General features: G+C 58.9%; 15 protein-coding genes. 8 read left to right on the top strand and 7 right to left on the bottom strand.

Annotated features, from left to right (window positions below; translation table 11 throughout):
- The first annotated feature begins 20 nt into the window (after positions 1–20).
- From Q1A51_RS11865 to Q1A51_RS11855, 3 genes are read left to right on the top strand one after another with little or no spacing between them, the layout of a single operon-like run.
- Positions 21–1193: an ROK family transcriptional regulator gene (locus Q1A51_RS11865; RefSeq protein ID WP_299604931.1), complete on the top strand. Its 1173-nt coding sequence runs from the start codon at positions 21–23 to the stop codon at positions 1191–1193.
- Between the two features lie 2 nt (positions 1194–1195).
- Complete coding sequence (locus Q1A51_RS11860; RefSeq protein WP_299604933.1) at positions 1196–3505, top strand: PIG-L family deacetylase; 2310 nt, start codon at positions 1196–1198, stop codon at positions 3503–3505.
- A complete protein-coding gene (locus Q1A51_RS11855; protein ID WP_299604935.1) occupies positions 3492–4349 on the top strand; it encodes a DMT family transporter in 858 nt (285 codons plus the stop codon). Before Q1A51_RS11860 ends, Q1A51_RS11855 begins: the two co-directional genes overlap by 14 nt.
- Positions 4350–4368: 19 nt before the next feature.
- Here Q1A51_RS11855 and Q1A51_RS11850 read toward each other — a convergent pair whose 3' ends face one another.
- Together Q1A51_RS11850 and Q1A51_RS11845 are read right to left on the bottom strand one after the other, a co-directional pair.
- A complete protein-coding gene (locus Q1A51_RS11850; RefSeq protein ID WP_299604937.1) occupies positions 4369–4788 on the bottom strand; it encodes a hypothetical protein in 420 nt (139 codons plus the stop codon).
- Between the two features lie 7 nt (positions 4789–4795).
- Positions 4796–5146 (bottom strand): VOC family protein, encoded by a 351-nt coding sequence (locus tag Q1A51_RS11845; protein ID WP_299604939.1) that lies wholly within the window; start codon positions 5144–5146, stop codon positions 4796–4798.
- An 87-nt stretch (positions 5147–5233) separates the two neighbouring features.
- Here Q1A51_RS11845 and Q1A51_RS11840 point away from each other — a divergent pair, with 87 nt between their 5' ends.
- Complete coding sequence (locus Q1A51_RS11840) at positions 5234–5671, top strand: helix-turn-helix domain-containing protein (protein WP_299604941.1); 438 nt, start codon at positions 5234–5236, stop codon at positions 5669–5671.
- Here Q1A51_RS11840 and Q1A51_RS11835 read toward each other — a convergent pair.
- Positions 5657–6010: a helix-turn-helix domain-containing protein gene (locus tag Q1A51_RS11835; RefSeq protein WP_299604943.1), complete on the bottom strand. Its 354-nt coding sequence runs from the start codon at positions 6008–6010 to the stop codon at positions 5657–5659. The two genes, Q1A51_RS11840 and Q1A51_RS11835, sit on opposite strands and share 15 nt — an antisense overlap.
- Before the next feature lie 116 nt (positions 6011–6126).
- On the opposite strand from Q1A51_RS11835, the gene Q1A51_RS11830 reads away from it, so the two are divergent.
- The gene (locus Q1A51_RS11830) at positions 6127–6795 is read left to right on the top strand and encodes a glutathione S-transferase family protein (RefSeq protein WP_299604945.1); all 669 of its coding nucleotides are present in this window, start codon (positions 6127–6129) and stop codon (positions 6793–6795) included.
- Between the two features lie 17 nt (positions 6796–6812).
- A complete protein-coding gene (locus tag Q1A51_RS11825) occupies positions 6813–7265 on the top strand; it encodes an SRPBCC domain-containing protein (RefSeq protein ID WP_299604946.1) in 453 nt (150 codons plus the stop codon).
- Positions 7266–7365: 100 nt separating this feature from the next.
- Here Q1A51_RS11825 and nagA read toward each other — a convergent pair whose 3' ends face one another.
- The 4 genes from nagA to Q1A51_RS11805 are packed head-to-tail and all read right to left on the bottom strand — an operon-like array spanning position 7366 to position 11174.
- Positions 7366–8505 carry an N-acetylglucosamine-6-phosphate deacetylase gene (nagA, locus tag Q1A51_RS11820; RefSeq protein ID WP_299604947.1) on the bottom strand — a complete coding sequence of 380 codons (1140 nt, stop codon included), beginning with the start codon at positions 8503–8505 and terminating at the stop codon, positions 7366–7368.
- Complete coding sequence (locus Q1A51_RS11815) at positions 8502–9530, bottom strand: SIS domain-containing protein (RefSeq protein ID WP_299604948.1); 1029 nt, start codon at positions 9528–9530, stop codon at positions 8502–8504. Before Q1A51_RS11815 ends, nagA begins: the two co-directional genes overlap by 4 nt.
- Positions 9531–9550: 20 nt before the next feature.
- Positions 9551–10300, bottom strand: coding sequence for a GntR family transcriptional regulator (locus Q1A51_RS11810; RefSeq protein ID WP_299604949.1), 750 nt, complete (start codon positions 10298–10300; stop codon positions 9551–9553).
- Positions 10287–11174 (bottom strand): BadF/BadG/BcrA/BcrD ATPase family protein, encoded by an 888-nt coding sequence (locus Q1A51_RS11805; protein WP_299604950.1) that lies wholly within the window; start codon positions 11172–11174, stop codon positions 10287–10289. Before Q1A51_RS11805 ends, Q1A51_RS11810 begins: the two co-directional genes overlap by 14 nt.
- A 156-nt stretch (positions 11175–11330) precedes the next feature.
- Between Q1A51_RS11805 and Q1A51_RS11800 the strand changes: the two genes are divergently transcribed.
- Positions 11331–12218 (top strand): N-acetylmuramic acid 6-phosphate etherase, encoded by an 888-nt coding sequence (locus Q1A51_RS11800; RefSeq protein WP_299604951.1) that lies wholly within the window; start codon positions 11331–11333, stop codon positions 12216–12218.
- A 26-nt stretch (positions 12219–12244) separates the two neighbouring features.
- Positions 12245–13498 carry an ABC transporter substrate-binding protein gene (locus Q1A51_RS11795; protein ID WP_299604952.1) on the top strand — a complete coding sequence of 418 codons (1254 nt, stop codon included), beginning with the start codon at positions 12245–12247 and terminating at the stop codon, positions 13496–13498.
- Positions 13499–13549: the final 51 nt, after the last annotated feature.

The following is a 13549-nucleotide window of genomic DNA, read 5'->3' as shown; positions in this document are numbered from 1 at the left end:
GGTTGAGTTAAAGCCGTGCCATGACCAGTTCCGATCTCCTGTTCGATTCACGTCCCGGCGCCAATCCCGACCGATCACGGCTGCGGAACAGAAAGGCCGTGCTTGGCCAGATCAACAGTGCGGGCCAAATGGGACGGGCCGCCATTGCGCGATCACTTGGTCTGTCCACCCAAGCCGTCAGCAATATCATCGCTGATCTCGAAGCCGAAGGTTTGCTGATAGAACGCGGCGCACAAAGTGCAGGCCGCGGCCTGCCTGCGGTCCAATACGCCGTGAACCCCGAGGGCGGCTTTGCACTGGGGGTCGAGATACGCCCCGATGTCTTGTTGACCTCCCTTGTCGATCTGGGCGGCCGACCACGGGCGACGAGACGAAAGGTGCTAACCGATCTCGCACCGGACAAGATCGTTAACCAGGTTCTGCAACTCCGCGACCAGATGCTGCGCGAATGCGGCGTCAAGCCCGACCGCTTGCTGGGTGCCGGGATCGTGATGCCCGGCCCCTTCGGCGCAACTGGCCTGTCTGGTCAGGCATCAGACCTTCCGGGATGGCAAACGATTGATGTGCCTGCGCTGTTTAGCGAGGCCCTCGAACGGGCCGTTGTTGTCTCGAACGATGCCAATGCCGCCGCCATGGCCGAGCGGTTTGGCGCGGCGCAGGGCCTGACGGACTATGCCTTTCTCTATTTTGGCGCGGGCCTCGGCCTCGGCCTCGTGCACCACGGGCAGTTGGTTGAAGGCACCTTCGGAAACGCCGGAGAGATCGGCAACTTGCCGGTCATGACCAAGCATGGATTGAAACCACTGGAGCAGATGGTCAGCCGTGTGTCCGCCCAATCAGCCCTGGCCGCGCATGGGCCCCTCGACATCGACGCTCTGGACCGGCTGTGTGATGTGGCAGACCCGGACCTAATGCGCTGGCTTGAAACTGCGTGCGACGCACTGGGACAAGCTTTGGGCGTCATCGAAAACCTGTTCGATCCACAAACTGTAATCCTGGGCGGCGCAATGCCAGCCTTGATCCTCGATCATCTCGCACAGGGAACACCCCTGCCCAAGCTGTCCGTGTCCAACCGCCCGGATGCAACCCTGCCCCGCCTCCAATGCGGCACGTCCGGACGCATGACTGCGACCTTTGGCGCCGCCGCCCTGATCCTCAACCGCGCCTTCACGACGCAAACGACCGCCCTTTAGGAATGACCATCGACGTGCCGTTGTCCGACCAATCCCGCATCCTGCATCACCGCCTTGTACCACGCATCGTGGCACTCCATCGCGCGCTTAGCCGCCTTCAGACCGTCGTGTCCTTCATGAACTCAGGCGCGCATCCGGATGACGAGATTTCGGACATGCTCGCAGCACTTGGTGTGCGGGACGGGATCGACATTAGCTACGCCTGCTCTACGCGTGGCGACGGCGGCCAGAACGATATCGGCACGGAATCCGGCGCGGCCCTTGGCGTCCTCCGCACAGCCGAGATGGAGCGCGCGGCAGATGTGCTGAACCTGCGGCTCTATTGGCTGGGCCAGTCCGCGGACGACCCGATACGGGATTTCGGGTTCTCAAAATCCGGAGAAGAGACGCTGCAGCATTGGGGCGGCGACCGCACCCTGCGGCGGTTCGTCGAAATTGTACGAACGGAACGCCCCGACATCCTCTGCCCCACCTTCCTTGATGTGCCCGGTCAGCATGGTCATCACCGCGCGATGACCGCCGCCGCACACGACGTCGTGGCGCTTGCAGCCGATCCCTCTTTCGAAACGGGACACGCCCCCTGGCGGATTGCAAAGCTCTACCTGCCCGCTTGGTCCGGCGCAGGGCAAGCCTATGATGACGATCTGCCCCCGCCCCCCAAAACACTGACGGTGCTTGGCGGGCGCGACCCGATTACTGGTTTCTCCTATGACCAGATCGGACAACAAAGCCGTGCGTTTCACCTGACCCAAGCCATGGGTCGCTGGGTTCCACCCGGGAAAACGCGGGACTGGCCCCTTCATCTGGCTCAAAGCCATCTAGCAGGACCAGATGAAGACCTGTCGTCAGGCCTGCCCGCAACTCTTGCAGATCTTGGCCTGCGCGACGCTCAGACTCATTTCGACGCTGCGCGCGCGGCATTCCCTGACTTCGCGATCATTCAGGCTGAGACCGCCGCAGGTCTCGCCCTGTTGCAAGCAGCAACTCTTGCGCCAGAACATGACCACAAGGTCAATCGCAAGATCGCGCAAGCCGCCGAAGTGATCCAAATAGCCGCTGGTGTCGGCGCGCATATCGCGTCCAGCGTCGACGTCCTGACGCCCGGCGATACCACAACTCTGTCCATGGCCCTCGACACCAACGGTGCAGAGGTTGAAACACGGGTCACCCTCCCCGACGGATGGCACTTTGACGGCGAAACACTGCACTCGGAACACGCTGCCGCCAGCTCCGCGATGCCCGATACATATCTTCCTGATGCGCCGACAGCACCGTTCGTCACCCTGAGCGTGCGCACGGGTGATGTGGTCAGCCAGACACATCTCCCATTTGAAACCCCACCACTGATCTTGCCCAGCCAGCGTGCCACGCTGGATCCAGTGACCGAGATTGTGAACCTGCGCACCCCACGTCGCAGCCTGTCGCTGACATTGCGCGCGCTCAGCCCCGCGACGGCGGTTGCGGCGCTTACAGTGCCCAATGGCTGGACCGCCAAACGCAACGAAGCCGGGTTCGAGATCACTTTGCCTAACGATGAGGCTGTGGGGCGCTATCAAATCCCCCTGACACTCGACGGTCAACCGGCCCAGACAGCCCAGATCATCCGTCATCCGCACATCCCGCCGCGCGCGTTGACCGAACCGGCTGAGATGTCGGTGCACGTGATTGATTGCGCCATTCCAAGTGCAAAGATCGGGTATATCGGTGGCGGCAACGACCGTGTCGATCACTGGTTGGCCTGCGCCGGGTTCGACATCACGGCGCTGGACGATGAACAGATCACAGCGGCAGGGTTGGAAGAGTTCGATGCTCTGGTGATCGGCATCTTTGCCATCAAGTTCCGTCCTGGCCTCGCGGACGCGATGCCCATTCTGCACGAGTGGACCGCAGCCGGCGGTACACTTCTTACCCTGTACCATCGCCCGTGGGACAACTGGGACCCGGATACGACACCGCCAAAACGGATCGAGATTGGTCAACCATCGCTGCGCTGGCGTGTGACGGATCAGGCAGCGGCCGTAACCCACCTGACCGATCATCTAGTCCTTTCACATCCCAACAATATCACCGAAAGCGACTGGAAGGGCTGGTACAAAGAGCGTGGGCTCTACTTCGCCAAAAGCTGGGACAACGCATATACACCCCTCCTGTCCATGGCGGACCCGGATGAAGCACCGCTGACCGGAGCGCTGCTGACGGCTGAGATCGGGAAAGGGCGCCACACCCACTGCGCCCTCATTCTGCACCACCAACTCGCATATGGAGTGCCGGGCGCCTATCGCCTTATGGCGAACCTACTTGCACCGCGCTGAAGAGACCCCAGCCCGCAACCTCTCAGGTGGTGCACGGTTGATCGCCGATATGGCGCTCAACATCCTTGCGCTGACCATCGTGAAGGCGCTGGGGTTGGGCTACCCTGCCGTGCAGTTGGTATTTCTGCGCGCAGGCACCGGCCTGATTGTCATGATGCCCTTCATATGGCGCGATCGACAGGCATTCAGAATGGTTGACCGATTGCCACTCCATGCATTGCGCGTGGTGTTATCTGCGCTGGCCCTGACAACCAGTTTCTTTGCCATTGCCCGCCTGCCCTTTGCCCTGTTCACGGCCATAAGCTTCACCCGGCCCGTGGTTACAATGGTTCTGGCACTTCTGTTCTTGAAAGAATTTGTGCCCCGCCGCCGCTGGTGGGCGGCGGGCATTGCGTTTGTTGGTGTCTATATCGCCGTCGATCCAGCACTTGTGACACTGAACTGGGGCCTGCCCGCTGCCTTCATGACCGTCCTCTTCGGCACGTCCGCCATCATCCTCACCCGCAAGCTTTCCGATACGCCTGTTCCCGTGATGATGACGTTCTACACCGGTGGACTGACCGTTCTGACCGCCCCATTCACCCTTGCAGTTTGGACACCGATTGCCCCGGATCATCTGCTTCCACTGCTTGCCATCGGCGTCTTTGCGCAAGCCGCACAGTTCTGTTTCCTACAAGCACATTTCCGCGCCGAAGCGGCCTTTCTATCCGTGCTGGGCTACCTCAGTTTGGTCTTTGCGACGGTCGTCGGCTACGTGATCTTCTCCGAGGTTCCTACCGTCGCCTTTCTTATTGGCGCCAGCCTCATCATCGCCGCGGCTGTGTGGACCACTCTGTCACGCTAGCTGTGCATGAGATCACTGACTACACAGCCATATTGACCCGAGTCTCCCCACGAAAGATGAAGCCCAGTGCAAGCGCAAACAACCCAAACTGCACACCTAGATAAAAGGTTTCCATCAAGACAAATGTGCTTGCGTTGGGAACACTCTGCTTTGCGACGAGTGCAAGCACATGGCTGGTCCAAAAGAACAGGCCCAAGAGACCGGCAAATTGAAATGCCCGAGGATAGCCGGTGCGGCGAACCTTGAACATCGGGTAGATGGCGGCCAACACCGCACCCTGGATGACCATCGTGGCCAACCCAACGACAATGTTTGGTTCGCCCTCGAAGTAACCAAAGGCCATGTACTTGTCCTTGAACAAAATCAGGTGCCAGACGATCGCCAGAGGAAAGACGATGATCGGGTAGATGACTGCGGCCAATATCTGTTTCTTTATCATTGTGACCTCACACGTCCTGTCCGCGTTTCCAGAGCGCCATCACGCTGCCTCCGGGATCCCGGATAAAACTTGCGTCACCTGCTGGGCCCTTAACATCCTCAAAGAGGACCGATGCCCCGCTTTCGCGGGCACGCTCCACGGAAGCCTGCAAATCATCGACCTCAACATATGGCACCCAACCCGCAATCTCGGGCATCTCCTCACACGCTGCTGCAAAAGGTTTGGTCTCCCCCTCACTGGTCAAAAAAGTCATCGACCCGATATCCGAAGGCCGCCATCCAAACATGCCTTGCATGAACTGCACCGTGTCCTGGCGTTGCGCTGATATGTTGTCGAACCAGACGAAAGGTAATGGCATCACTCTACTCCACTTGCACTTTGCAAGTAATTGGTAGGTTGTGTGCTTGCATATTGCAAGTGTTTTGTGATCATCTATAACTGCATCATGACATCAGCAGGCAAACCGGATTGGAACGGATGCCCGACGCGCTATGCGGCGGCAATTGTAGGGGACAAATGGTGCTTCCTGCTTTTGCGCGACGTCCTGCTGCACGGCAAACGCACATATCGCGAGTTTCTGGCGTCCCCCGAAGGGATCTCGACCAACATCCTGGCCAATCGCCTGGCCAAGCTTGAAGCCCTTGGCATGTTCACCCGCGAGCCGGACCCACGCAAAGCGAGCAGTGTCTGTTATTTCCCGACACAAAAGGCCAAGGATTTCCTGCCGGCACTTGTGACTATGATGGTTTGGGCAACGCAATATGATGACGTCACAGAAGCACCCGCATCATTCGCCGCAAGCTATGCTGATGACCCAGCCGGCACAATTGCCTGGTATGAGGCCGAGATTGATCGGGTGGACCAGGCGTTAAGGCGCGGCTGACCGATTGGTCCACCAGTCATGCATCGACGTGAACACCGGTTCCAAAGCCAACCCATCCATGCTCGCTGAATACTCCACGCGTGGCGGAACCTCCGCATAGACCTTTCTGATCACAAGCCCATCTGCCTCAAGCGCCCTAAGCTGGTTGGTCAACATCGTTTGGGTGATCCCATCAATGGATTTGCGCAATTCGCCGAACCGCTTGGTACCTTGAAAAATCAGAATCTGTAGAATCAGCAGCTTCCATTTCCCACCGATCATCCCGATCACAATCGGTGCAGGGCACGTCTTGTCACCAGAAACAGGCGTGTCCACCGGTGCCGTTACAGCCTCAGACATCAGTATTTCCCCAATAGTATCATTTTTGATAGTATATCAAAAATTCCTGCCTACTTTTCCAAACATACCAATGAGGCTAGGCCTGTGCAAACACGCAGCCTCAAAGGATATGCACCATGACAGTCGAATTCTGGACAGTGAGCGGGGCGCCAAGCCCCTGGCGCGCAGCGCTTGGCATGGCTTTCAAGGGCCTCGACTATGACGTTCACATGCTTTCTGCCGCACAAAAAGAGCACAAATCAGATACATATCTTGCGCTCAATCCCCGCGGCACAGTGCCAACTCTAACAAGCGGCGATCAAACGCTTGGTCATTCCATCGCCATCCTCGCGTGGCTGGATCGCACGCATCCCGGGTCACCTTTGTTTGGGGAAACGCCACAGGAAGCCGGGCAAATCTGGCAACGCACAATGGATGTCTTTGACTATTTGCCACCGGCGACCAGTGCGGTTCTGTCGCCAATCTTTTTCGATGGCGCTGCAGAAGCCACTGACGATTTATTGGCTGCCGCTGACACTCTGCGATCCGAATTGGGCCACTTGTCCGATATCCTGAACGACGCGCCCTACCTTTCCGGGGCGCGACCGGGAGCAGTGGACGCAGTTGCCTTTCCTCATGTTCGATTGATCCAACGGGCGACCGAGACGAAACCACAGATCATGCAAGACCTCGGGTTGCCCAATCTCCACGCGATCTCACCCAAAGTCGCAGATTGGGTGGCACGTATTGAGCAGCTGCCAAACGTGGCAGCGACCTTCCCACCTCATTGGACCGAAGCGTCGTAAGGAGCGAGACAGTGAACATGCAAAACTACCGGAAATCCATTGTTGTCACAGCGGACGCTACCGCGGCCTTCAACGCTGTCACGCACGGTGTCGAACACTGGTGGACGCGCCCGGATCAACCACTTCGACACCCAGGGGATCGGGCCAAGTTCTCCTTTCCGCCGGGTGTCTCATACTGGACCTTCGAACTGACCCACACGGACGACCCGTCACGGGTGGAATGGACCTGCGTGGACGCCCTGCATGTTCATGACGGGCAACCAAAAGCCATTGAAACCGAATGGCTGGGCACCAAGGTGATCTGGCGCATCAGCGAAGGAGCAGCAGGCACGAAGATCGAGCTTGAACACGACGGGCTCACCCCAAAGCTGCTGTGCTATGACATCTGCGAAGCGGGTTGGGACATGTTCTTTTTGAACAGCCTTCAGACCTATCTCGACACCGGGCAAGGCGCGCCGCATCCGTCCTAAAACACTCTCTGCCCACAGGTCGGATCCCGTGCGAAGAAGTGGGCGATGCGCCAAAGACCAACGCAATACACCATTCCGGCGACACATCCGGCCAATCGGTTCAGATCAAAGCTGAAACGCCGCTCAGATCTGAAGCGATGCGGATCAGGTCCGTCAACTGCGTCCGCCCAGGTTCCAATGCTACACCCGGCAGTCCAATGAGGTCAGCCGGGCCGCTGGTTGCAGACATGAGCGCATCCTCAAGTGGGACACCGACCCTTTCGACAAGCGTTCGAATGGCCGTGGTCAGGTCCAGATCAGCACCAGCAAGGGTTCCATCTGCAAGGGTGAGAATACCGTCCTTGCGCCGGATGGTTCGCCCACCCAATTCAAAAACCTCGCCGTCAGTCCCGGCAACGGCCATGGCATCGCTCACCAGGAACAGACGACCGGGCCTGGTCTTTGCCTGCCAGGCGGTGCGCATGGTTTCCGGATGGACGTGAATGGCATCGGCGATCAGACCGGCGGACGCATGACCGGTGGCAAGCGTGGCCCCTACCAAACCCGGTTGGCGATTGCCCAGTTGGCTCATGGCATTAAAAAGATGCGTGGCGCAGCGGGCACCGTTGGCAAAGTATCGGCAGCAGGTATCAAACTCCGCATCGGTATGCCCCAACGAAACGACAACACCAGCGGCTGCAAGCGTTTGCACTTGCATCTCTGTAACGTTCTCGGGTGCGACAGTGACCATCAAGGCCGGCAACGTGCGCGCCGCAGCCAACAGAACATCCAGATCGTCCTGTTCCATCGGGCGGATGAGTGCAGCGTCATGGGCCCCCTTGCGCGCAACGGACAGGTGAGGTCCTTCAAGATGCAGCCCGACAATACCGGGGACACCGTCGCGTACGGCATCGACCGCTGCGGCGATTGCGGCATGGGTCTTGTCCGCCGTATCGGTGATGAGCGTGGGCAAGAAAGCACGAACCCCAAGCCGCCGATGTGCTGATGCAATTATGCGAAGTGTGCCGACAGACGGGTCATCATTGAACATGATACCACCGCCGCCATTGACCTGGAGGTCGACATAACCCGGGGACAGAATATCCCCACCCAGATCGGTCTTGGAAGCGTCGGCAGGCACGTCAACATCCGATCCAAAGGCCGTCAGGATGCCATCCTGAAACCTGACCGCGCCTGCCTTGTGCAAGGCTTCACCGTCAAAGACCTGAGCATTCCGATAGACTGTTGCGCCTTGGGTCATACCGTCTCGGTCACTTTGTTAAGGTGACGCGGCGCGTCGGGGTTGATGCCACGGCCAACCGCAACCGCCTCGACCATACCGTAGAATGACACGATTGCCGCCACGGGATCGGTCAGACAATGCCCCGTCCGCACATGTGGCAACACTGTTGCACGTTTTGCACCTCGGGCCAGCGTAAAGACCTCCGCGCCCTTTTCAATAAGTGCGTCGGACGTTTGCGCAACACTGTCCTCGGCGGCGTCGCCCGCAGCGAAGGTAATAACCGGAAAACTTTGCCCGATGATCGAAACTGGTCCGTGAAACACTTCGGCAGAAGAATAGCTCTCTGCGTGAATGAGGCAGGTTTCCTTGAATTTGAGGGCGGCTTCGTTGGAGATTGCCCACGAAGGTCCACGTCCCAGCGTAAAGAGCGATGAACCGTCGATTGCGGCGGCGGCCTCTGACCAGTCACATCGTGCTGCGGCAGCAAGGTGATCAGGTAGCGCATGGATCGCCGCGACAAGGTCTTGATCGCCCTTTGTCTCTGCAATCAACCACAGGCCCGCGACAAGGGACGTTACGAAAGTCTTGGTCGCCGCGACGCTGAGTTCCGGACCCGCATGTATGGGAAGTGTAATTTCCGAGGCCATGGCAAGGCGCGACTTGTCGTCGTTGGTGATCGCAACCGTGAACGTACCATTCTTTCGAAGGCTTTCAGTCATGGCCAGGATGTCTGGGCTTTGCCCCGATTGCGAAACAGCGATGCAAAGCGCGTCAGCCGCATCAAGATCCACGCCGTAGATCGAGCTGACGGAGGGGCCAACCGACGCCATGGGCCGTTTGAGGATCAACTCGCTGACATATTTGAGGTAGGTGCACGCATGGTCCGACGATCCACGCGCGACAGATAGTAAGAAGCGCGGGTCGAAAGCGCGCGCTCTTTCAGCGGCTGCGGTGACGGCACTGCCGCCCTCCGCCAAAAGACGTTCGACCGCGTCGGGTATTTCAAGAATTTCCCGGCGCATCTGTGTTGGTTCGGTTGACATGTGGGACGACCTTCCTCTTGTCACAAACGCAGCTCCGCCACGAAATCATAGGCGTCACCGCGATAGAGCGAGCGGGTAAGTTCTGCGACCCGACCACTTTCCAGATATGATGTACGTTCAATTTTCAGTCCGGCAGCCCCATCAGCAACGCCAAGCAAGTCTGCCTCGGGAGCGTCGATGTTGATGGCCGAGATTTTCTGAACCGCGCGAACCGGGCGCTTTCCATGGCGCGCCAAGACCTCGTATAGCGACGTCTTGACCTCCAACGGGTTCGGCAAGATATCGAGCGGCAGCGAAGCGCGTTCCAGTGCCATCGGTCGACCACCCGCTTCCCGCAGGCGATAAATGCGCGCGACCTCGTTCACGTCACCGAGGCCAAGAACACACTGCTCCTCCTCGGTGGGTGCAAAAACACCACGCTCCAACCATTTCGAGGTTGTGTCGAGGCCACGATGGGACATGTCCTCGGTGAACGAGGTCAGATGCGAAAGCGACTGCTCCATCCGCGCAACAGGCTCACGAACGAACGTCCCCGACCCCTGACGTTGCTCTACAAGACCGTCCTGAACCAGCGCCTGGATGGCCTTGCGCACGGTTACGCGCGAAAGATCAGTGATATCCGCCAATTCTCGCTCCGGCGGGAGCGAGGAGTTGGGCGGCAGAACGCCAGTGCCGATCCCCTCTTCCAGCCGCCGCCTTAGCTGCACGTAACGCGGCCCACCATTGGCGGCCAACCAACTATCCGGGCGAAGGAACTCAACGGTGCTCATCGGCGATCTCCCTTGCAAAATCCAGCGCGAGGGACATCGCGCCATCCAGCGGCTCACCCTCAGCTTTCGACAAACAGGTCCGAACGTTTTCCGGAAGGTACGGCCCATAATGCGGACCAATACCGCCGGTCAAACATAGCGGCACGCCCGCTTGCCATCCCAGATGACGGATCGCTCGGGCAACCTCATCACCCCCCCGAGACATGATCTTTAGCGCGAGAGCGTCACCATCCGCCGCGGCATTGGTCACCTGCGGCGCCAGCTTGCCAAACTCTGAAGGAAGCGCCGCGCCTGCAAAACCAACAAGACCCGAAGCGCCATCGAATTCCGTCAGGATACGCTCGCTCAGTGCCGTAGCGTCGGCCCGACCATCAACGGTTTCAAGCGTCAGCTGCAGGGCCATGCGACCAACCCATTGCGCCGATGCCTCATCTCCCAGAACCGGGCCCCAACCACCAGCCAGCTTGATGTCACCACTGAATTGTGCGGCATAAAACGACCCGGTCCCACAATGGGCGATGACACCATCTCGCTGGCCCAGCACTCCGCGCACGGCTGCGGGCCGATCGTCCGCGATTCGAACAAGTCGAAACGGCAATGCCGCGCGTAGTCGGTCAGTGATGTCAGTCCCCGTAACACCCGCCAGACCAACAAAGGTGGGTGCGGCGGACAGCTCCTCAACCGGTCGCGACATACGCTCGGCAAGGTATTGAAGTCCCCGCACAACTTCACGAACCGCCCGGTCAAAATCTGTGGACACATTCGCAGACCCGGTTTCAACCGAAACGACATCCCCACGCTCGAACGCGTTCATACGGCAGCGCGTTCCACCACCGTCGATGGCAATAACAAGGGTATCGTCTGATCTGCTCATACTAATGCCATTACAATACCTATCGCAGAAACTAAAGGCCTAAATAGAACCAATACTCCCACAAAATTGCAAATTTCTCCATATTTCCAGAGGTTAAGAAAATTCTGGACAAAAGGTATTATATAGGTATCTTTTTATCTGTAACGGAGGAATCGTATGCCCAGGCCACGAACTGAAGCGCTGCACGACATGGCAGAGGGGCTCGATATGCGCCCGCTGGCAGATGTGGCAGGCGTGCTGGCCCGCGGGCAGATCGCCGCGGCCGAAGTTGTTCTAGCGGCGGCTCCGACCATAGCAGACGGCGCAGCTGCCATGGCAAACACGATCCGCGCGGGCGGCGTGCTGCACTATGTGGCCGCCGGATCTTCGGGGTTGATGGCAGCCGCAGATGCACAGGAACTTGGCGGTACCTTCTCGATTCAACCTGCGCAACTGCGCATTCATATGGCGGGCGGCTTGCCAACCGGCGTCGAGATGCCTGGGGACACCGAAGACGCCACTGAAAGCCTTCAGGATACACTCACGGACCTGTCCACGCGGGACACGATCATTGCGGTCTCGGCCAGCGGCTCGACACCCTACACACTTGCCGCCGCGCAGACTGCGCGATCAGCAGGCGCAACAATCGTGGCAATCGCCAACAACACAGGGTCCGCGCTTCTGGAACTGGCAGATCATCCAATCTGCCTTGCCACACCGCCCGAAGTGATTTCGGGGTCAACCCGAATGGGTGCAGGTACGGCGCAAAAGATCGCACTCAATATGCTGTCGACTCTGATGGCGGTCGAACTTGGCCACGTCCACGATGGGATGATGGTCAACGTGCGCGCTGACAACATCAAACTGCGCGCTCGGGCGCGGTCTATTGTCCGCCGGATTGCAAATGTCGAACAAACTGCCGCTGAGACGGCGCTCGAGATGGCGCAGGGCGAGGTCAAACCAGCTGCTCTCATCGCCGCCACGGGCGTATCAGCGGACAAGGCATATGAAATTCTTCGAGAAACCGAAGGAAACCTGCGCGCCGCTTTGGCGCGAAAAACCTGACTAAAAAATCCTAGGGGAGGTCAAATATGACACGCAACACATTGAAGCTGGCGCTAGCGACAACAGCGCTGGTCGCAACGGGCGCTTACGCACAGGATGCGACTCTGACAATTGAAAGCTGGCGGAATGATGACCTGAAGCTCTGGCAAAACCAGATCATCCCTGCCTTTGAGGCCGAGCACCCTGGCATCAAGGTGGAATTCAGACCGTCAGCACCGGCCGAGTACAACGCCGTACTCAACTCCAAACTGGATGCGGGATCGGCCGGCGACCTGATCACCTGCCGCCCCTTCGATGCATCCTTGGCTCTTTACGACGCCGGTCACTTGTCCGACCTGAGCGACCTCGAAGCCATGTCGAACTTCTCGGATGTTGCCAAATCCGCGTGGCAGACGGACGATGGATCAGCCAGCTTTTGCGTTCCGATGGCAAGCGTCATCCATGGGTTTATCTACAACAAGGACGCCTTTGAAGAGCTAGGTCTAAGCGTCCCCGAAACAGAGGCCGAATTCTTCGCGGCCCTCGACACAATCAAGGAAGATGGCGGCTACATCCCGATGGCGATGGGCACAAACGACCAATGGGAAGCCGCGACAATGGGCTACAACAACATTGGTCCAAACTACTGGAAGGGTGAAGAAGGCCGTCTGGCATTGATCGCCGGTGAGCAGACCCTGACCGATCCGGAATGGGTCGCGCCCTATGCCACCCTTGCCCGCTGGGGGGACTACCTTGGCGCGGGATATGAGGCGCAAACCTATCCCGACAGCCAGAACATTTTCACATTGGGCCGCGCGGCGATCTATCCGGCAGGCTCTTGGGAAATCTCCGGCTTCAACGCACAAGCTGATTTCGAGATGGGCGCGTTCAAACCACCGGTCCAGGCGGCTGGCGACACGTGCTACATCTCGGATCACACGGATATCGGGATCGGCATGAATGCTGCTACCGACAATCCAGAAGCCGCGCGCACGTTCCTAGCCTGGGTCGCAAACCCTGAATTCGCGGGCATCTTCGGCAACGCGCTTCCGGGTTTCTTCCCCCTGTCGAAAACGCCTGTCGAGCTGGAAGATCCGCTTGCCAAGGAATTCGTAAGCTGGCGCGGCGAGTGTGAATCCACGATCCGGTCCACATACCAGATCCTGTCACGTGGCACGCCGAACCTGGAAAACGAAACATGGGGTGCATCGGTTGCTGCCATCAAAGGCACCGCGACGCCCGAAGACCTTGGCCAGGGCCTGCAGGACGGTCTGGCAAGCTGGTACGAACCGCAGCAGTAACCTCCTGTGCTGCACAACCCCGGGCACGTCAAACGGCCCGGGGCCCTTTCC

It is taken from the genome of uncultured Tateyamaria sp. (assembly GCF_947496075.1).
Lineage (GTDB): Bacteria > Pseudomonadota > Alphaproteobacteria > Rhodobacterales > Rhodobacteraceae > Tateyamaria.
The sequence above is the reverse complement of the archived record's forward strand: the minus strand, read 5'-3'. Positions and strand labels throughout refer to the sequence as shown.